Below are 19,508 nucleotides of genomic sequence, written 5' to 3'. Positions count from 1 at the left end.
AAAGCAAACTCAAGAAAGAAGGAGGAGGAAAGCATATCTCGATCGGGTTCCCTTTTTCCCTCGAACCTGTTCCTTTTTCCCACTTCCATCGGACTTCTAATGCTATTCTGGATCGATACCGAGGGCTGCCAATCGAGCCAAAAGTTCTTGATTTCGCTGTCTTTCCTGTCCCAGCAGCGTCTCGGCTAACTCTTTGTCTTGCTGTTGGCGATCGGCTCGCTGGCGTTCATTTTCTTCCCTTTCTTCCGGCCACAAAAGCAGTTCTCCGCCCGCCGTCCACCAGCGCAGCCAATATCCGGTTCTGCCTTCGCGAGTTCCCTGCCACACTCCCAAAAATAGATTTAATCCAGGTATTAAATAACGGCCGTTTTCATCAGGATTTTGATTTTCATAACGCTCTGATTCAAGCGCATAAACTTCTATTCTGCCTGTATGCGGTCGAAAAATGACATAGCGAGTAACTTTGATTACTTGTTCGTAAAAAAACCACTTGCCGATTTCTTCTGTGTGTTCCACAGAGTATTCGTCGCCGTAAGTAGCTGATAGAAATTCCATCACTACCAAAGGGACTGTTCCTTCGGTATGAGGCGTGTAACTGCGGCGGGGATAGTTGTGAGGCCAAGGTTGAACCGGCTGCACGTACATCCAGTCTGGGGCTTTGCAAATAGTGCGATCGTCCACAGCAGCGCACAAAGCAAAATTAGAAACTATGAGTGCGTCTTGCATTAGTTCGGGGGAATTCACTACAGACTGGCACAAACCGTTAGAGATTAAAGGATGTTCTATATTTTCCACCGGGTCGTCTGGTAGGATGAAATCATCCGGTAGCAGCGGCCAAGTAATCTTGAGCTGCGATATCGGTTTGTGAATTATAGTAGTCATAAGTCACCTCATTTTACCAATAAAAGTTTGAGTTTTAGTCGAGATGGGCGATCGATAACCTTGTCTATATCTTAGCGCGCTAATTCGATTATAAAAGTGGTTCACAGCATCGGACTTTAGTCCTCTCAATCCTAGGACTAAAGTCCGATGCTGCGAACTGTTTAAAATTCCCGGCGGGAAAATATGGCGATCGCAATTGACAACAGCAGCACCACATACAGCAAACCGTAGCCAGCATCTGTAATCAAACCTGCCAAGTAAGGAACTTGTCCGTAAATAGCATCGTTTCTCAAATTGAATCGGGCTAAATCCGGCAAAACCAAATAAAGTCCCATCATCAATTGTTCAATTCCAGGATTTTTAGTTAACTTGCCCAAAGCCACTAAATCCCGCGTCGAATGTCCCATCAAATAAACGCCAAATGTCAGTAAAGTTGCCAGCAGCGAACTGCTAAAAACCCCAAATAAAATCCCGACACCGGCCATTAGACACAGCTCAAACCAGACAAACAACGAAGCGATTAAAATGCTTTCTAAAGGGAAAGGAATGCGGCTCAAACTCAGAATAGCCAGATAGATAACAGTCATTGCTGCTACAAGCACCGCCAGCACCGCCGATAGCCCTAAGTGCTTGCCCACAATTAACTCCGCCCGACTTATCGGCTTAGCAACTAAGAGATAAACAGTCCGCTTTTCAATTTCTTTGTTGACCAATCCGGTAGCCACAAAGACTGTGGCAATTAGACCGAGGAGGCTCATAGCAGCCAAACCGATATCTAAGATAATTTTCTTTTCGGTTGTCGCCGCCAATTCCGGTATCAACCGTACGGACGCGCCCATCAACAGAGCAAAAATAATAATTAAGTAAAGGATGCGATCGCGAATTACTTCCCAAAATACATTGGTCGCGACTGTCAAGATTCTTCTCAAATTCATCTAGTTATTAACCCGCTGAAAAATTTCGCCATATTTTAGGTAAGGAAGAAGGAAGAGGGAAGAAGGAAGAAGGAAGAAGGAAGAAGGCTCTTCGGCTTCGCTCAGAGTAAAAAGAAGGAAGAGGGAAGAGGATCGATGTGAAGATTTTTTCCCTCTCAGACTCTCAGACGCTCCCACTCTCCGACTCTCCCACTCTCCCGCTATACCGATCGCAATTAGTTAACAGAGACAGAATCAAACTTGACTGTCCCCCGCCGTTCCATCTTTTTTCTGTCCGGGTTGAGAGCGTTTTATCGCATCGCAGGTTACAGTCGCCCTATTTCCTATCTCGAACACCTCGCAAGATTTTGTAAACGAATATATTTCCGGTCTAAAAACCAATCCCAGCCAAGTTGCCTGCATCTCTAACTGATAGCGGGATGCTCCTTGGACGATCGAAGTTTTGACATCCCAGCTCGCATCTTCTGGGACTATCCCAGTTGTTTTTAAAGCTTGATTCCGCAGAAAAAATCGCTCATTGTCAATATCTATTAACATTTGCTCTACCTGCGCCCACGGTTTTGTTCTGGCTTCATTTTGCAGGTATCGCTCCATTGCATTGAGGATGACAACTCCTCGGGAACGATTAATAGTTGGCTGTTGAAATGTCACCACATAATCGCTTTGCCTCAAATCCTGAGATAAAACGCTGGGATACTGTTTTATCCAACCTTGAATTAAAAAGTGAAAAGCAAACCAACAGGAAAACAGCAGGTGAACTAGAGTAATCATCAAAAACTGAGGGCGCACCAACGACCTGATACCTTCCCGTTTTGACTCGCTATTCCAAATCTCTATTGTCGCAAGAACTACTACTGCTATAAGTGGGCCGGATATCCACGCTATTTCCTTCCTATCCGACGGCAATCTTACCAGCAACCACAACCCAATTAAAATGCTTGTCACCCACGGACTCAGACTTACTCCTTTAATCACAAAAGGTTGCTGGCTGGTCAGCAAACCCATTGAAAGTGTAAAAAATAACCAGCTCATATCAAAAAGCAAAGTTCTCGTCCGCCAGTCAGTGACTGCCGCCACTGTCAGCAAAGCTAAAAAGATGCTGAGCAGTAAAGGAGTCTTCCAGTGGACAACTTTAGGCGGAATCATCGCCTTTTGGATTTTTTTATTGGTTTCCCAAAGGTTGTTCGTCAGCTTAGTTAGTTGCTGAGTGACATCAATAAATTGCTTCATCATAAATTTCAATAGACGCTTTGCAAAAACAACACGGTTAAAATAACGATATTGCTAACAGTGTGGGCGATTAAAATCCCCCCAAACTGGGTAGTTACTTGAAAAGTTTTTTTGGGAGGACGGCGGGTGAGGGTTGGTGGTCCTAAAAACTGAGGTTTGGAAGCTTTTTTATTGCCGGAAACCATGTTATCTATGAATTCTAATCCCTGCCACTTAGCTAGAAAAGTTACTGCTAATACTGAGAGGGCTATCATAGTTATTGGAGCGTAAACATTATCGCCTCTACCTAATAAAATATAACCGATAAGCTGTTCCCGCAAATCTTTGGTAAGAACGCTTTCAATGCCGAAGAAAACTAACCAGCCTACGCAAGTGCAAGATAGATTGAGGATGGCTGTATATTCAATGCTAGTTTTGGGGCCGAGTTTAAGGAGTTTTTGCAAAAACCACGATTCGATCGCGATCGCCAAAAACATAATTAAAATTTGCACCAAAACAGTCCGAAATGGGAAAACACTCGCAATCATAAGCCTTTAGGTATATCAGTCCGTGTTAAATTTTAATTGTACAACACAAGCGGAATAATCTTAACCGGAGGTTTGAGTACCTGATTGCTTTAGCTCGCTGCTTAAAAGATTGGGGGTTAGAAGTTATCGTATAATCTGTTGAGATCCGCCAACAGAATGGAAAAATTAAACATTCAAGGCGCGCGATCGAATACCCACCCCGCTACAGACTCAAACAACTGCTGATTATGGTAAGGAATGGCATTGGTATTCGGACAGCCTCATCCCGGTCGGAACGCGCCGCGGGTCAGATTCACGTCTACGACGGCGCTGGTAAAGGCAAGTCTCAGGCAGCTTTGGGAGTAGTGTTGCGGTCGATCGGGCTGGGTATTAATTCTGACTCGCCCACGCGAGTCTTGTTGCTGCGCTTTCTCAAAGGCCCCGGCCGCTCCTACGACGAAGACGGGGCAATAGAAGCCTTGCAACGGGCATTTCCCCACTTGATCGACCAAGTGCGTACTGGCAGAGCCGAATATTTTGGGGCCGAAGCAATCACCCGCTTCGATCGCGCCGAAGCTCAGCGAGGATGGGATATCGCCAAAGGAGCGATCGCCAGCGAGCTATATTCCGTCGTGGTACTAGACGAACTAAACCCCGTATTGGACTTGGGTTTGCTGTCAGTTGACGAAGTAGTCCAAACCCTCAAAAACAAACCAGAATATTTAGAAGTCATCGCCACAGGCCGAGCGGCCCCGGAAGCTTTGCTGGAGATTGCCGACTTACACTCAGAAATGAAACCCCACTATCACCCCGCAGCGGCAGAGCATCATATTTCCGGTATCGAAATATACACTGGAGCGGGGAAAGGCAAGTCTACGAGCGCTTTGGGCAAAGCTTTGCAGGCAATAGGTAGGGGTATCAGTCAAGACCAATCTCACCGGGTGTTAATCGTGCAGTGGCTAAAAGGTGGCACGGGTTATACAGAAGATGCGGCGATCGCAGCTTTGCGCCAAAGCTATCCGCAGCTAGTAGACCACCAGCGGTGCGGCCGAGATGCTATAGTTTGGCGGGGGCAACAGCAAGAGCTAGACTGCATAGAAGCAGAACGCGGCTGGGAAATCGCCAAATGTGCGATCGCCAGCGGCTGGTACAAAACGATTATTCTCGACGAACTCAATCCCACAGTAGACTTAGAACTGCTGCCGGTAGAGCCGATCGTAGAAGCCCTGCTACGCAAGCCGCGGGATACAGAAATTATTATCACCGGGCGCTGCCACAAACCCCATGCTTACTTTGACTTGGCAAGCGTACACTCCGAGGTATACTGTCACAAACACTACGGCGATCGGGGCGTAGAACTAAAGCGGGGCGTAGACTTTTAAAGCCCGGAGCGGTACGCAGTTCAATCCGGGTCAGAATTATTAAATGATGGCCCTGCCTGGAAAACCGGAAATTGCCACAAAGCCTTGTTACCAAGTAACAAATCTCGCCATTTCCCTTGTCTTCCCGATCACCCAGATCTGCCTTTTTTAATCTTTAATTTCCTTCCCCGGACGCGATCCCCGACCGCCAATCCAGAATGGAACATTAAGAATATGAGCCGCGTCTTATGGAGCGTGAGCACCTGAGACAGTGCACCAGGATTATTAAAGGGTGAAGACTTTGAAAATAAAAGCTTACAAGCAAAAAATCCGCGAGGGAGAAAGTCTAGACAGGGTTAACGCCAGTAGGCTAGACTTGCGGCTGGCAAACAGGTTAAACTACAGCGGAATCCAAACATTCGGTGTTCTAGGCAGTGTCTGTAGTCGCACCAGCGATGACCAACAAGTAGAGGAGTGAAGCTTTATGACAACGTTAGATGACAATCCTAATCAACTAGATTTAAACCTTCCGGGACTAGGCCCGGATACAGTATTGGCCGGAGCTGGGGCGGATTTCGTTAGAACTTCCACCCTGGGCGGCAGCTTAATATTTGGCCAAGCCGATAACGATACTCTGATTTCAGTTGGCCCGAACGATACCATATACGGTGGCGACGACGAAGATTCAATCAGATCTCAGCGCACTCCGGCTTTGCTGTTTGGCGACGCAGGCTCGGACACCATAGTCGCCGAAGCCCAGGCTACCATAGCCGGCGGCGAGGGAGCAGACTTCCTCCAAGGTACAGTCGAAGCTAACCTGATTTTTGGTAATCAGGACGAAGATACGCTGCTGGGAGGGGCGCAGAGAAGAGACTCCCTCTACGGTGGCAAGGGTAATGACGCGATCGGCTTCTTCATCGCAGGCGGTGGCAACAACCTCTCTTTAGAGGGTGGTTTGGGTATTGGCTTCGCTGGCAATGAAGGCAGCAACTACTTGCGGGGTGATAATGGCGACGACTTGGTTGTAGGTATCAATGTAAGAGACACTCTCTTTGGCGGTAAAGGCAACGATACCCTAAGAGGTGTGGCCAGCAACAGCTACCTGTCGGGCGATAATGACGACGACATCTTATTCATTACCAACAGTACGCAAAGCAGCCCATTTACCTCCTCCGTCATTACGATCGGCATTGAGAGAACCACCTTGATTGGCGGTGCCGGCAACGATTCTCTCAAGGGAGCGATCGGCGACTTTGGCGGCGGCAGAAACTTCTTTGACGGCGGCGACGGTAACGACACGATCAACGTTTTTGCCACTTCTGATACTGCGTTGGGAGGTGCAGGCGACGACTTCATCGTGTCGGCGTCGGTGCCGAATGTAATCTCGAGCGTAGGCGCCTCCAGTGCATTTCCGGGCTTCGCGGGTCGCAACTTGCTCGACGGCGGGACGGGCAATGACACGATCGTCGCTGCCTTCTCCAGCGATACGATGATCGGCGGCGATGGCAACGACAGCCTGAGCGGTACCTTTACTAATGCAGCCGGTGGAGATGGCAACGATAGTATCGATGCTACCAGGGCCTTTTTTGGTAATGCTACTGGTACTGCTTTGGTTACTTTAGACGGCGGGCTGGGCAACGATCTGTTAATTGGCTACACCAATCCTACTACTGGCAGCAGCTTCACCGTCACCAACCTCATGAACGGTAGCGAGGGAAGTGACACCATCATCTTTGGCAGCCAGTTCGATCGTGTGATTGGCAACGTTGCCGGTAACGACTTCATCTCCTACGCTAGCAGCGTCACCTTTACCGGCACAGTTGCCAACTTGATTACCGATACCTTAGGCAGCAACTTCATTATTGGTGGCAACGGCACTGATGTCATAACTACTGGTAACGGGGATGACATACTGTTCGGCGATACATCCAACACAACATTCGGGGACGATACCTTAAATGCTGGCGGCGGGAACGACACGATGCTGGGCGGCTTTGGGAACGACTATTTGATTGGCGGTGACGGTAACGACTCTCTCGGTGGGGGGCCTGGTACTGACACGCTGCTTGGTGGATCGGGTAATGACAGCTTCTACTACAACAACTTCGGCGAGGGCGGCACATTGGGTAGTGGGCCAGACCAAATCGGCGATTTTGTGGTCGGTCAAGACAAGTTTATCTTGCAATTCAACAGCTTCCCCGGATTGAGTGCCGTCGAAGGTACGAATCGACTTTCTTCGAGGTCGTTCTTGGTGCTTGAGAGCGGTGCTTACACTGGCCAGTTTGGTCCAGCCGGAGCGAGCGCGTCACAGCCGTTCCTCTTTTATGAAAATGGAACCGGACGACTAGGATTTGACTCGGACGGTACTGCTGGTCCTGACACAGGCGTTACGCTGGCAAATCTGAATGGCAGACCGAACGTGACGGCTGCTGACATTACCCTGATTTAATTTGGGTAAAAGTGGGTGGGGTCGATTCTGAAACATCGCCCTACCAACTCGAACAACTAATTGTGCTATGTTTCGAGCTGGGGATATCCATCCCTAGCTTTTTTATTGGCATGGGGAATTGGGCATCGGCAAAACAGGGAATGGGCCAAAAAGCATCTTCGCCAAACAGCATCTTCGCCCTGCGTAGCGCAGGGATTGGGCCAAAAAGGAGAATCTGTAGGGGAGCGTTCACCTATGAATTTTACCACCCCTCAATAATTTTGATAAACCTGCCCCCCAACTCAAAGACGATATAATTGACATATGAGTAAAACTCGATTATTGTAGCCGACTAATATTCTATTTTGTCCTTCAAAAACAGTTATTAATAGTGAAACTGCCCAAGGGTCATGTAGCAGATTTAGGCAATAAAATAGAATAATATTCTCTAAATCCGAATCCTCAAGAAGGAAAAAATAAAGCTGTTTTGTTGGCCAGTAAGTTAGGCATTACCCTAAAAAATGCTGAAATGCTCAAACAGGCTTTAAAAGAAGCTGCTATCCACGAAGATGTTGTTATTCAAAAAAACAATGAATACGGAACACATTACAACATGAAATTCTTGCTGCTGAAAACCGAAGTAGGTGAATCTCTGATTCTAGCAGCTTGGATCGTCCGCTCAGGTGAAATTTTCCCCAGATTAACAAGTTGTTATCCCCTCAAAAAGTGAGGTAAAAACAATGAAAACAATTAAAGACCTAGATATTGTTGCTTTAACGGAAGATTTAGAAGTAACCCATTTTGAAACAAAACAAATCATTAAATTATATAAAGGACAAGTAGGAACAGTCGTGATGGAATTTGATGGCAGTGCTTTTGAGGTAGAATTTTCTCATCAAGATGGCAAAACTTATGCAATGGAAACAATTCCCGCCACAAAATTAATGCTTTTGCATTATGAATTACTAGAATCTGTAGGGGCGGTTCGCCGATGAATTTTGCCACGCACCCATAATGTTGATAAACCCGTTCCCACCCAACGAATAACCCCGATTAAGCATCGTCGCCCAACCGTTAAATTCAATTTTCGGAATTTAGGGCTGGGTGGGGACGGGTTTATGAGATGGTTAGTTTTTGGCAATTATGGTTGGTAAAACCCGCCCATACATATTGGTACAAATGATTTAGGCTGATTATAAAAAAAATCCCGCAAACATATCGTTTGCGGGATTTAGTAGGCAGGAAAATTGTAGCGAATACAGTTACTAAGCGCGGTCTACAATTTCTTTTGCTTTATCTTTGAGGTCTTCTTTCAGGTGAATTGCTGATGCTTGGTCTTGCTTGGCTTGACCTTCTAATTTATTTTTCTGATTGCCTGTAACTTCGCTAACAGCTTCTTGGATTTTGCCTTCAATATTCTTCGCTGTTGCTTCGACTCTATTTTCAATGCTCATATTTTTTTATTCTAACTCTACAACTATTAATATAGGAGTTTAAAGTTGAGTCTGTATCCCTCTTTAGACAGATTTGTTATTAGGTTTCTTTCTAAGTTAAAGGTTCCATGGGAATTTCCACAAGTTTATTTCTGGAGGAAAAACCGGATTTAATGCCGATCGCAGATTTCGGCACTTTAAACTTTTTTGCCAACAGCATGATTAATTCTTGGTTTGCTTTACCATCGACTGGCGGCGATTTGAGATGTACTATAAGGCTGCCGTCGGGTTGCTCTTCGATGCTTTGCTGTTTGGAATTCGGTTTAACTTTGACTGTGAAAATAGTCACACTTCGACTTTCTCTAAATGTTCGATCTTCGTTCCCAAAACTTTCAGGAATTCAGCCAGCCAGTTAGGATGTGCTGGCCACGCGGGGGCGGTGACTAAATTGCCATCGACTACGGCTTCGGTAACTGGAACTTCTGTATATTTGCCGCCGGCCCGGAGTACGTCGGGGCTGCAAGCGGGGTATGCGGTGCAGCGTTTGCCTTCGAGTACGCCTGCTGCTGTTAGAACCTGTAAGCCGTGACAAATAGATGCGATCGGCTTTTTGCTGTTGGCAAAGTAGCGGGTAATTTGCAGCACTTGTTCGTTGAGGCGGATGTATTCTGGGGCGCGTCCTCCCGGGATAATCAAAGCGTCGTAGTCGGCCGGGTTGATTTCGTCAAAAGTCGCGTTTAAAGTGAAGTTGTGACCGGGTTTTTCGCTGTAGGTTTGATCGCCTTCAAAGTCGTGAATTGCGGTGCGAATTGTTTGGCCTGCTGCTTTGTCCGGGCAGATGGCGTGGACGGTGTGACCTACCATTTGCAGTGCTTGGAAGGGAACCATTACTTCGTAGTCTTCTACAAAGTCGCCGACTAGCATTAATATTTTTTTGGCTGTCATGTTTACAACTCGTGTTATTTTGATTTGCTTAAATAGCATGAACCAAAAATGCGGGGCAGTTAAAAAGCTCGCCCCGCAAGCTATTCTGGAATCTAGAAACCGTTGCGTCCCCAAATGACCATTGAAATTGAGAAGGAGAACAGAACTAGCACCGAAACCCAACCGAGTGACAAAATATCCATAGCTATTTATTGAACAAACTGTACAAAGTGACTGCAAACCTTTTGACATCCACCCCGACCTGAAGGTACGGGGATTCCCAAACCTCACGATTTGAATTTCTGCTTCTTCGCAACTGCCTCCACCCTAAAAGAGATTTGGTCTTATGTTCGCTCCACAGACTAACCCCGCAAGCCCTGCGGTTTTTACGTATCAAATACCAAACGGAATTCTTCGTAGTTTTGATTCTAGGGATGTTTACCATTGCCCTATCCTCTTTTCCCGGTCTACCGATTTTGCTTCGCCGCCAGCACAAGGCTGAACTTCGCTCGTATAGGCTGTTTGATCCATCGTCTCGGGTGGGTCGTTGACCAATTATATTGTAATATAAAGCCGTCCTAAAAGGACGAGGTTTCTACCCAATTTTCTGATGATAAATCAATTTGAGCCATTTTAAGAATGAGGGCGCCGTGAAGGACTCGTCAAATTTTAGTGCCGCTGAACGGGTAGAATCTTTGAAGGCAGGGAGTGTTGCTGCTTTGTCTTGTTTGCTGGGTTTTGGGGCGATCGCCCTTGGTAATAGCTTAATTCTAGCGGATAGGTTTGATTCTCTGGCGAGTTTGCAGGTAAGGGAAATTGACCTAAATTTTGCCGCCCGAGGGGCGATCGCACTTTTGGGCGGTTTTTTGTTCGGCGTGACTTACCGCTATGCGATTCGCCGAGATGTTAACCCGCAGCTTAAATCTGGTGCGGTGTTGGCTTTTGGGTTGGTGCGGGCTTTTGGACAATTGGATGCTGGATTGTTTTTTGAACCCGGGAAGATGCCCGCCCTACAGGAGTTATTGCCGTTTGCTGTTCGCGGTGTCGAGAGTGTAGTATTGTTTGCGATCGCGGGTTTGGTTTTGGATTGGGCGATCGGGCGATCGTGGATTAAGCCTTTCGATTCTTGAGTGCCAAATCTTGCAGCATTTTTATGAACAGGCAAGATGCCTGTTCCACAAAAGTTCAATTTTCTTGTGGGGTGGGCGCAGGCTTTTTATGAACAGGCAAGATGCCTGTTCCACAAAAGTTCAATTTTCCTGTGGGCCGTTGCTCCTAGCCCGCCCAAAAAATACAATTTAGATGCCAGACAGCTTATTTTGCGCTAAACCCGCCCCGAGAGATTTAATACCTCAAATTCTGGATTGCCGTAAACCATCTGTTTATCTACCGCCGACACAACTTTATTGTTAGCAGCATCAGAAACTAAACACTCACAAACTAGCTGCGCTACATCCGCCCGGTGAATAGTTCCAGCAACTCGACAATCTTCTGTTAAAATACCGTTGCCTGTGGCAGGTTCCGATTTGAGTCCGCCGGGACGAATCACTGTATAAATTATCCCGCTTTCTATCAAATGATTTTCGGCTTTTTCTTTCTCAATTAATACCGAACCCAAAGTTTCCAAAACCTGCGGTTGCAAAGCAGCGGCACTCTTACCGCTACCGATGGATGAAACTAAAATAAATTTTTGCACGCCTGCTTTGACAGCCGCCTCAATCAAGTTTTTGTTTCCCAAATAATCGGCTCTTTCTCCATCTTTTGGCAAGCCGCCAATTGTGCTGATTACGGCATGAATTGGATCGCCGCCAGCCATCGCAGCTTCCATAGCTGCTGCATCCAAAGCATCGCCAGTCACGACTTTGATGCCCATTGCTTCTAATTCGGTGCTGGTGGCGGGCGATCGCAAAAGTGCAGTTACTTGCATCTTTTGTGCTGTCAGACATTTCGCGATTTCTAAGCCGACTCCTCGACTAGCACCAGCTAAAAAAATGTGGAATTTCTCTGTCATATCAATTTTGATTTAAGGGTGCAAAAATTGGTTTATTTGACTGGGGATTATTATACAACAATTTTCTGTCAATTGGTTGTAAAGTAGTTTTTTTCTTTAAACGCAGAGGGCGCAGAGTACGCAGAGTAAGAGAGGGGAATGATTTGCAATTACCGATTGCCTATTTCCAATTTACGTTAGATTTTTCTGCCCACTATTACTACCCAAGATTGAGCTTCGCGGGGTAAGCCGGGGGGGCGATAGTAGTGATTGACAATGGCAAATCCCGCTTGTTCTAAACAATGTGCTAAAGTATGATATTCCCATCCGGCTGTATAGCGTTTTCCCGTTGGCCGCTCGTCGTATCCCTCCCAATTTCCCCGGCACATTGACATGACAATTGCACCGCTAACAACTAAGGCTTTGTGCAAATCTTGCAGCACTTTCACCATCTCGTCGCTGGGAACGTGAATCAGGGAAGCATTGGCAAAAATACCGTCAAATTCTGCCTTTGGCAACTCGAGATTCAGAAAGGATTGCTGCCAAACTTCGCATCCCGATAACTTCTTAGCTATTTCTACAAAAGCTGGAGTTGCATCTAAGCCTACAACTGTGTGTCCTTGGCTCTTGAACGCTACTAAATCTCGTCCCGGGCCGCATCCTATATCGAGAATTTTACCGGGATTGCGGGGCATAGCAGCCGTCAGTGCGGATCGATTTTGGGATACGTCGTGATGCCAAGTTCCTTCTCGGAAAGATTCGGCAGTTAGCTGGTATTCTGCGATCGTAATTTCTTCGCGTTTGTCCACAATTTCCCCCCTTGTATGATTTTAGATTTTAGATTTTAGATTTTAGATTGAAGAATGTCAACCGTAGAATAAGGGTTTATGACTACAATGTAAGAACTTACGGCTTACACATTTGCTACCTCAGAAACCAGGTTTCTCTTGCCCATGCGTAAACGTGAAATATAGATATTGGGTAGGGACACGGCACTGCCGTATCCTACTCTATTTCATCCGATTGACTACTGGTATAAAAGTTAAACAGCCAGGGGTTTTGGTTCGGATTTGGTAACTGCTGAATCAACTTCTAAGAGAGAACCTTCGGGGGATTCGATCGCAAATCCCGCATCTCGAATCATGTCCCAATCTTGATGGGCAGCTTGTCCGGGAGTTGTCAGATAATCGCCAACAAAGATAGAATTAGCGGGGTAGAGTCCGAGAGGTTGCAGCGATCGCAAATGCACCTCCCGTCCCCCAGCAATCCGAATTTCTTGGCTGGGAAGCAAAAATCGGAACAAACAGAGAATTCGCAAACATTGGCGGGGAGTTAACCTGTTCACATCTGCAAAGGGTGTGCCGGGAATCGGAATAAAAAAGTTGACCGGCACGCTAGTAACGCCCAACTTGCGAAGCGAAAGCGCTAAATCGATCGCATCATCATCCGATTCGCCCATCCCCAAAATTCCGCCGGAACAAGTTGTGATTCCCGCTGCTTTTACGTGTTCGACGGTTTCAACCCGATCGCCAAAAGTGTGAGTCGTGCAAATGTCCGAGTGATATGATTCGGAAGTATTGAGATTGTGATTTACGCGATCGACTCCAGCTTTAGCCAAACGATGAGTTTGCTCCTCGCTCAACAATCCCAAACAAGCGCAGATTTTCAGGTTATAATTTGCCTTCACAGTCTCGACAGCATCCAAAACGCGATCGAAAGTAGATGCGCTAGGTTGGCGGCCCGAAATCACCAAACAAAACGTACCTGCTTTTAAATCTGCGGCGCGTTGGGCGGCATCCAGAATTTTCTCCTTAGCTAAAAGCGGATATTTCTCAATTTCCGCAGTCGAAATTTTTGACTGAGAACAATAATGGCAATCTTCAGGACAAAGGCCACTTTGAGCATTTAACAAATAGTGCAGCCTGACTCGGTTTCCCCAGTAGTGGCGGCGCACCCGATAAGCTGCATTTAGTTGTTCCAGCAAAACCTCATCCGGTGCGCGCAATACGGCTAAAGATTGCTCGCGAGAGATACATTTGCCCGCCAGCGCGTCGTCAGCCAAATCGTTCCAATTGGGTAAATTCATTACTAAAATTAAAGGGTTTACAGAGTATCCAAAACCTGACGAATTACCCGATAAATCGATTCTAGTTCATCAGGAGAAATGCAGTAGGGAGGCATCAAGTAAAGCGTATTTCCCAAGGGGCGGAGCAAAAACCCCGCTTCGAGAAATCTGGCTTTCAATACAGGAGCAATGTCATTAAAATAACCGGAAACGCTTTCCGTTTTCACATCCATTGCTACGATGGTGCCACAAGTCCGAATCCGTTCGAGTTTAGGATGATTTCTCAGCCATTGATTCAGATATTTGTGGTGGAGTTTTTCCATCCCTTGATAAACATTTGGGTTTTGCTCCAAAAGCTCCATAGATGCTACACTCACCGCACAAGCTAGGGGATTTCCGGTGTAAGAATGACCGTGAAAAAAAGCTTTGTCCCATTCATCTCGCCAGAAAGCTTGATAAATATCCTCCGAGGCCATTGTGACAGCAATTGGCAAGCAGCCGCCAGACAATCCTTTAGACAAACACAGGATATCCGGCGAAGTTCCAGATTTAACCGAGGCAAACAGTTCACCCGTGCGACCAAAACCCGTCATTACTTCATCGTAAATCAACAATACATTAAACTGGCGGGCAAGTTGTGCGATCGCCTGCAAAAACTCAGGGCGGCACATTCGCATCCCCCCAGAACCTTGCACCAAAGGTTCGATAAAAATACCCGCATAGCCGCCCTGCTTTAACAAAAACTCCAATTTCTCTAAACTCGCCGCCTCATTGCTTTCCACCTGGCTGTCGCCGTCAAAAGTCGCAGGAAAAGGAACAACATCCCCAGCAAACATTAAAGGTGCAAAAGATTCCCACCACAGCGAACTTCTGCCAGCAGACATCGCGCCCACAGTATCGCCATGATAACCTCCCTCAAAACTAATAAAGCTAGTGCGGTTAGTTTCTCCGAGATTGCGCCAATATTGAAAAGCCATTTTCAGAGCAACTTCAACAGCAGTCGATCCGTTATCAGAAAAGAAAATCCGCGTTAAAGAAGCAGGCGTATGAGTTAGCAATTTATTAGCAAGCTTCAGGGCCGGTTCGTGAGTAAATCCCGCAAAGATTACGTGTTCTAAATTTTGGGCTTGTTCATAAAGAGCCTCAGCCAGAACCGGATGACTGTGCCCGTGAACAGTCACCCACCAACTAGAAATGCAGTCGAGAATTTGCCGCCCGTCTGCTAATTCCAGCACCGATCCTTTGCCGCGAATTACCTTCAGCGGCGGGGCAGCCGTTTTCATTTGCGTGAAGGGCTGCCAAATCGGTGAAATTGCAGAATTATGTTCCTGATTCGCAGTCATTTTTACCCATACAACTAATATCAAGTCGCCTTTTAATATAGCAATTTTTACTCACGTATGAACTTTTTATTTTTGATTCTTTCTTCTTCTCTTCCTTCGTGTCCTTAGCGTCTTCGCGGTTCGTTTAAAAAAAATCTAGTTTAGAGTTGAAGGCGGCTGCCCTGCAACGTCTGCCGCCAGATCGCGTATTCCCCGGCGCTGGTTAAAATTGTCAGTTACAATTTTCGGCCTTTCAGCAAATAAGTCGTCATTGCTCCTTTGCCTTTAACATTAATTTTACCGCGCTTTTCCAACAAATACTTATCGCACAGCAACTCATAAGTTGAGCTGCTAACTTGAATTTTACCCGGAAGCCCCTGAGATTCCATGCGGCTTGCTGTATTCACAGCATCTCCCCACAAATCGTAAATAAACTTTTTAGTGCCGATGACACCTGCTACAACAGGCCCAGTATTAATGCCAATGCGGATATTGAGAGTTTCACCGCATTCGTCGCGGAATTTCATAATTTCTTGCTGCATTTCCAGGGCCATTTCGGCAATAGATTCGGCGTGATTTGTACAGGGAAGCGGCAAACCGCCTGCTACCATATAATTGTCGCCTATCGTCTTAATTTTTTCTAAGCCGTATTGCTCGCTCAAGCTATCGAAACATGAAAATATTTTGTTAAGCAACTCGACTAATTCTTCAGGAGACGTGCGCGAAGATATTTCGGTAAAGCCCACAATATCAGCAAACAAAACCGTAACCTCGGCAAATCCGTCCGCAATATTGATCTGACCTTGTTTTAGGCGATCGGCAATCATTACCGGTAATATATTTAGTAATAAACGTTCCGACTTTTCTTGTTCGGCGCGCAATACTTCCTCAGCTTGTTTACGCTGGGCGATTTCCTTGTATACTCGGTGAAACATTTGATTGAATGCGACCATGAGTTCTCCCAACTCGTCATCACGCTTGACAGACAGAGAGTAGAAATCAGGTTGTTCTCGATCTTTGCTCAAAGCGTCTCCAGCAGCGATTAAGTCATCGCGCAATCTCAAGATAGGTGCAATTACTGTCACCCCTAAAAAGAACATAGTCACAGAAGTGACAAAGGCTGATATAATGATGACTAGAACAGCAATCCGTGCGATAAAAGCGTAGAGTTCCGGCTGAACGGTGGAAGCATCATGGCGAACAATTAAGATGTAATCGCCTCCAAAATGTCGCTCCGTCCAAGCAATATCGTACCTCTTGCCATCGAAATTGTGACTGTAAACTATACGAGATCTTTTTAGTTGCTTTAAACTGATTTCTGGGGGTTCGCCAAGTGTATATATTAGCTGACCGTTAGCTTGGTAAATAGATAGTCCTAAAACTACTTGAGAATCCTTAATAATATTTTTTACTTCTTCTTGCAAGAAAGTGCGATCGGAAATATCTTGTTGGAGCAAAAACTCTAGGGAATCAACAGTCGCCCGAGATACCTGTTCCAGTTGACTTAAAAGTTCATTTTCTCGCCGAAAATAAGAGGGAACTAAAATAATTCCCTCTATGACAAGAATGCTAGCAAATACCCACAAAGCTATTTGCCTAGACAAGCGAGATTTGAAAAATTTCAAGAATGATAAAATCCGCGATAACATAAAACTTACTATTTTGCAAATGGCTAATGTAGGACATAAGAAAATAAACCCGGTTTCTCGTAATAAATTTTTGGTTGGTCAACGAAGCAACCGCGCAGAAACCGGGTTCTCACATCCCCTGTGTAATTCCTGTAATTGTCCGCAGTCAAAAGCCAGCAGCTATTAACTGTTAGTTCTTGGCTGACGACTAACAACGAATGACTGATGACTTCGGACTAACTAGCATACCCCTTAATAATATAATAAACAATTAAACCGAAACTGGGCTGACTAGCCTGCCTGCAAGCAGATAAGTATTCATATCGCCCTTGCCTTTGATGTCGATAATTCCTCTGTCTTCAAACCGATACTTATTTTGCAAGATATCGTAAGTTGATTGTGTGACTTGAATCGCGCCGGCAATTCCGTGGGATTCCATGCGGGCTGCTGTATTGACGGCATCGCCCCAGAGGTCGTAAATAAATTTTTTAGTGCCAATAACCCCCGCAATTGCCGGCCCGGTATTGATGCCGATGCGAATGTTAATTCCTGCATGATGTTTGGCATTAAATTTTGCTAATTCCTCCTGCATACCTAAAGCCATTTCCGCAATGCTTTCGGCGTGGTTGGTGCTGGGATTTGGCAAACCTCCCACTACCATGTAAGCATCTCCAATTGTTTTGATTTTTTCCAAGCCGTACTTTTCCGTTAAGCCATCGAAGGCTGAAAAAATTTCGTTGAGAAACTTGAGCAATTCTTCGGGAGAGATTTGTGATGAAAGCACGGTAAACCCTACGATATCTGCAAACAAAATCGTGACTTCTGCGAAGCCGTCAGCAATACTGCTTTGACCGTCTTTTAACTTGGTAGCAATGGATTGGGGTAAAATATTGAGCAGCAGGCGATCGCTTTTTTCCTGTTCTTTCAGCAATTCTACATTAGTTTCTTCCAATTGTGCTGTGCGTTCCCTGACACGCTGTTCTAATTGTTTAGCATTTTGGCGCAACCTGCTGATAGATACAGTTAAGCCTGTGATGCCTAAAATTGAAAGTCCTACTAACAGTAAAAACAGATTGTTAAGTTCACTTTGAGTATGTTGAGTGATGGTATCGAGAGGTTGAGTAATTTCTAATATCCCCCGCACATCTCCCACTTTCCAATCAGTTTTAGGACTGTCAGGGTGAGTATTGTGACAGTTAACGCAGCTAGAACTTAGAATATCTGCCTCGGCATACCGAAAGGCTGGTTTGCCGCGAGAATCATCAATGCGGAAAAACTTTTGTGTCGGGTTTTGCGTCAAATACGTAATAGCTTGCCGTTCAAAATCGTCTCGGACTCCGCCTTCTTTTCGTCGCCAGGGAAACGGGTAGTTGCTATAGAGACGAAGTGATACTTCGGGATTTTTTTTTGTGATATGGTTGCCTAGTTCTATTAAAAAACTGGCTGGTACGGGAACTGTTACTTTTGTCGGGTTGTAGTCGTGGGTAAAGTTAATTGCTTCAGCGGTGTTTAGAGGACGAACAACATCGGAACTGTAAAGGGTGCGGGCTTCTTTAACAGCTTGGGCATAGAGGGTGGCATTTTGGAGGGCTTGCGATTCGATTAGAGTGGAGGAAAGACGAGACATATTTGCCATCGCTACTCCTACACCTACACAAAATAAAATTGTCACCGCAAGGATAATTCGCTTGTAAATTAATTGGCTGATGGCAGCCCGAATTCGATAAATCAACTGCCGCATGGTATCCCCAAGTGTGAGGTTTAATTTTGATTGGAATTTATGCACTACTAACATAACACTGCTTTCTCAGACTGTTTTGCTGGCGTCCGGGGTAAAGCAAGACTCTCTGAGTGCAACTGAGGGTTAATTATTGTTTACCGCGAGTGTTTCGCTTATCCGTAAGAATACCCATAACTTTATAGAGATTTTCTGTTGAGTGAAGTACAGATGCTCGGTTAAGGACATGGCAGTGCCGTGTCCCTACTTCACGCACTTTTTGCTTTATCTCGGTTAGGATAGCAATTGTAGTCTATGGTTGGCGATCGTGAATTCTGACTCTACTGTCTCACCTACTAACAAGGAAATTTTTCCGGGAGAAGTTTTTGTCAATACTGCTGATTTTGATACGGGCATTCGGCGACTTTTACCTAAATATGACGAAATGCTGGATGTAGTAGCAGGCTGCATTGCTAACACAAACCACCGCATTTTAGAACTCGGCTGCGGTACGGGGGAACTCACTTTAAAAGTTCTCAAACGCTACCCATCTGCGGAAATAGTGGCTGTCGATTACTCGCCGCGAATGCTTGATTTTGCCCGCGCCAAAATAGAGTCTGCAGGATACGCAGCCCGGTGGACTGGTATAGAAATGGATTTTGGAGAATGGGCGAACAATCCAAATTTATCAGGCTTGGGCGATAAATTCAATGCTTGCATTTCATCTCTGGCAATTCATCATCTTGAGGATGACATGAAGTTGAAATTGTTTCAACGCATTGGCGAAAGTTTAAATGCTGGTGGCTGTTTTTGGAATGCCGATCCTCTTTTAGCAGAATCAGCAGCAATGAAAGATATTTATCAAGCGGCGCGAGAAAATTGGGCGCTAAATCAGGGGGAAACGTTAGCACAAATTCGCGCAAATGTGGGGACGAGTGTCTCTTACGGGTATTCTAATCCCGATCGCCTAGCTACAGTTTCGGCACAGTTGGAAATGCTTGCCTTATCTGGATTTGAGACTGTTGCAGTTCCTTGGAAATACTACGGTATGGCAGTGTTTGGGGGATTTATTAATTGAAAAAACCAG

General features: G+C 45.8%; 18 protein-coding genes and 2 pseudogenes. 6 read left to right on the top strand and 14 right to left on the bottom strand.

Going from position 1 to position 19,508, the window contains the following annotated elements:
- Positions 1–102: 102 nt before the first annotated feature.
- The 4 genes from QT994_RS09665 to fraC form a co-directional block, all read right to left on the bottom strand.
- The gene (locus QT994_RS09665; protein WP_333173799.1) at positions 103–882 is read right to left on the bottom strand and encodes a Uma2 family endonuclease; all 780 of its coding nucleotides are present in this window, start codon (positions 880–882) and stop codon (positions 103–105) included.
- 161 nt (positions 883–1,043) lie between these two features.
- The gene (locus tag QT994_RS09660; protein ID WP_333173796.1) at positions 1,044–1,817 is read right to left on the bottom strand and encodes an ABC transporter permease; all 774 of its coding nucleotides are present in this window, start codon (positions 1,815–1,817) and stop codon (positions 1,044–1,046) included.
- Positions 1,818–2,051: 234 nt separating this feature from the next.
- A complete protein-coding gene (locus QT994_RS09655; protein WP_333173793.1) occupies positions 2,052–3,050 on the bottom strand; it encodes a DUF5357 family protein in 999 nt (332 codons plus the stop codon).
- Positions 3,051–3,055: 5 nt separating this feature from the next.
- Positions 3,056–3,574 (bottom strand): filament integrity protein FraC, encoded by a 519-nt coding sequence (gene fraC, locus QT994_RS09650; RefSeq protein WP_333173790.1) that lies wholly within the window; start codon positions 3,572–3,574, stop codon positions 3,056–3,058.
- A gap of 227 nt (positions 3,575–3,801) precedes the next feature.
- Between fraC and QT994_RS09645 the strand changes: the two genes are divergently transcribed.
- The 4 genes and pseudogenes from QT994_RS09645 (at position 3,802) to QT994_RS09630 (ending at position 8,337) form a co-directional block, all read left to right on the top strand.
- Complete coding sequence (locus QT994_RS09645) at positions 3,802–4,935, top strand: cob(I)yrinic acid a,c-diamide adenosyltransferase (RefSeq protein ID WP_333173788.1); 1,134 nt, start codon at positions 3,802–3,804, stop codon at positions 4,933–4,935.
- 463 nt (positions 4,936–5,398) lie between these two features.
- Positions 5,399–7,363 carry a calcium-binding protein gene (locus tag QT994_RS09640; RefSeq protein ID WP_333173784.1) on the top strand — a complete coding sequence of 655 codons (1,965 nt, stop codon included), beginning with the start codon at positions 5,399–5,401 and terminating at the stop codon, positions 7,361–7,363.
- 433 nt (positions 7,364–7,796) lie between these two features.
- Positions 7,797–8,072 (top strand): annotated as a pseudogene (locus tag QT994_RS09635) (DUF6883 domain-containing protein); the annotation flags it as partial.
- A 10-nt stretch (positions 8,073–8,082) separates the two neighbouring features.
- The gene (locus QT994_RS09630) at positions 8,083–8,337 is read left to right on the top strand and encodes a DUF4926 domain-containing protein (RefSeq protein WP_333173782.1); all 255 of its coding nucleotides are present in this window, start codon (positions 8,083–8,085) and stop codon (positions 8,335–8,337) included.
- 270 nt (positions 8,338–8,607) lie between these two features.
- On the opposite strand, the gene QT994_RS09625 is transcribed toward QT994_RS09630, so the two are convergent.
- The 4 genes from QT994_RS09625 to petN all read right to left on the bottom strand — a co-directional run bounded on the left by QT994_RS09625 (position 8,608) and on the right by petN (position 9,902).
- On the bottom strand, positions 8,608–8,796 hold the full coding sequence (locus tag QT994_RS09625; protein WP_333173780.1) for a CsbD family protein: 189 nt from the start codon (positions 8,794–8,796) through the stop codon (positions 8,608–8,610).
- Positions 8,797–8,887: 91 nt separating this feature from the next.
- A complete protein-coding gene (locus QT994_RS09620; RefSeq protein WP_333173779.1) occupies positions 8,888–9,124 on the bottom strand; it encodes a DUF167 domain-containing protein in 237 nt (78 codons plus the stop codon).
- Positions 9,121–9,720 carry a DJ-1/PfpI family protein gene (locus tag QT994_RS09615; RefSeq protein ID WP_333060307.1) on the bottom strand — a complete coding sequence of 200 codons (600 nt, stop codon included), beginning with the start codon at positions 9,718–9,720 and terminating at the stop codon, positions 9,121–9,123. Before QT994_RS09615 ends, QT994_RS09620 begins: the two co-directional genes overlap by 4 nt.
- 92 nt (positions 9,721–9,812) lie before the next feature.
- On the bottom strand, positions 9,813–9,902 hold the full coding sequence (petN, locus tag QT994_RS09610; RefSeq protein ID WP_071883976.1) for a cytochrome b6-f complex subunit PetN: 90 nt from the start codon (positions 9,900–9,902) through the stop codon (positions 9,813–9,815).
- 447 nt (positions 9,903–10,349) lie between these two features.
- Here petN and QT994_RS09605 point away from each other — a divergent pair, with 447 nt between their 5' ends.
- Entirely contained in the window at positions 10,350–10,829 is a 480-nt protein-coding gene (locus QT994_RS09605; RefSeq protein WP_333173776.1) for a hypothetical protein, read from the top strand.
- A 194-nt stretch (positions 10,830–11,023) separates the two neighbouring features.
- On the opposite strand, the gene QT994_RS09600 is transcribed toward QT994_RS09605, so the two are convergent.
- From QT994_RS09600 to QT994_RS09575, 6 genes and pseudogenes are all read right to left on the bottom strand, one after another.
- Positions 11,024–11,710 (bottom strand): SDR family oxidoreductase, encoded by a 687-nt coding sequence (locus QT994_RS09600; RefSeq protein ID WP_333173773.1) that lies wholly within the window; start codon positions 11,708–11,710, stop codon positions 11,024–11,026.
- Positions 11,711–11,886: 176 nt separating this feature from the next.
- The gene (locus QT994_RS09595; protein ID WP_333173770.1) at positions 11,887–12,498 is read right to left on the bottom strand and encodes a methyltransferase domain-containing protein; all 612 of its coding nucleotides are present in this window, start codon (positions 12,496–12,498) and stop codon (positions 11,887–11,889) included.
- Between the two features lie 233 nt (positions 12,499–12,731).
- On the bottom strand, positions 12,732–13,775 hold the full coding sequence (gene bioB / locus QT994_RS09590) for a biotin synthase BioB (protein ID WP_333173768.1): 1,044 nt from the start codon (positions 13,773–13,775) through the stop codon (positions 12,732–12,734).
- A gap of 17 nt (positions 13,776–13,792) precedes the next feature.
- Positions 13,793–15,097: an adenosylmethionine--8-amino-7-oxononanoate transaminase gene (bioA, locus tag QT994_RS09585; RefSeq protein ID WP_333173766.1), complete on the bottom strand. Its 1,305-nt coding sequence runs from the start codon at positions 15,095–15,097 to the stop codon at positions 13,793–13,795.
- 215 nt (positions 15,098–15,312) lie between these two features.
- Positions 15,313–16,725 carry an adenylate/guanylate cyclase domain-containing protein gene (locus tag QT994_RS09580; protein ID WP_333173764.1) on the bottom strand — a complete coding sequence of 471 codons (1,413 nt, stop codon included), beginning with the start codon at positions 16,723–16,725 and terminating at the stop codon, positions 15,313–15,315.
- Positions 16,726–16,975: 250 nt separating this feature from the next.
- Positions 16,976–18,295, bottom strand: a pseudogene (locus tag QT994_RS09575) (adenylate/guanylate cyclase domain-containing protein); the annotation flags it as partial.
- Positions 18,296–18,749: 454 nt separating this feature from the next.
- Here QT994_RS09575 and QT994_RS09570 point away from each other — a divergent pair.
- On the top strand, positions 18,750–19,499 hold the full coding sequence (locus QT994_RS09570) for a class I SAM-dependent methyltransferase (protein ID WP_333173762.1): 750 nt from the start codon (positions 18,750–18,752) through the stop codon (positions 19,497–19,499).
- Positions 19,500–19,508: the final 9 nt, after the last annotated feature.

Source organism: Microcoleus sp. S13_B4, from assembly GCF_036700885.1.
Lineage (GTDB): Bacteria > Cyanobacteriota > Cyanobacteriia > Cyanobacteriales > Microcoleaceae > Microcoleus.
The sequence above is the reverse complement of the archived record's forward strand: the minus strand, read 5'-3'. Positions and strand labels throughout refer to the sequence as shown.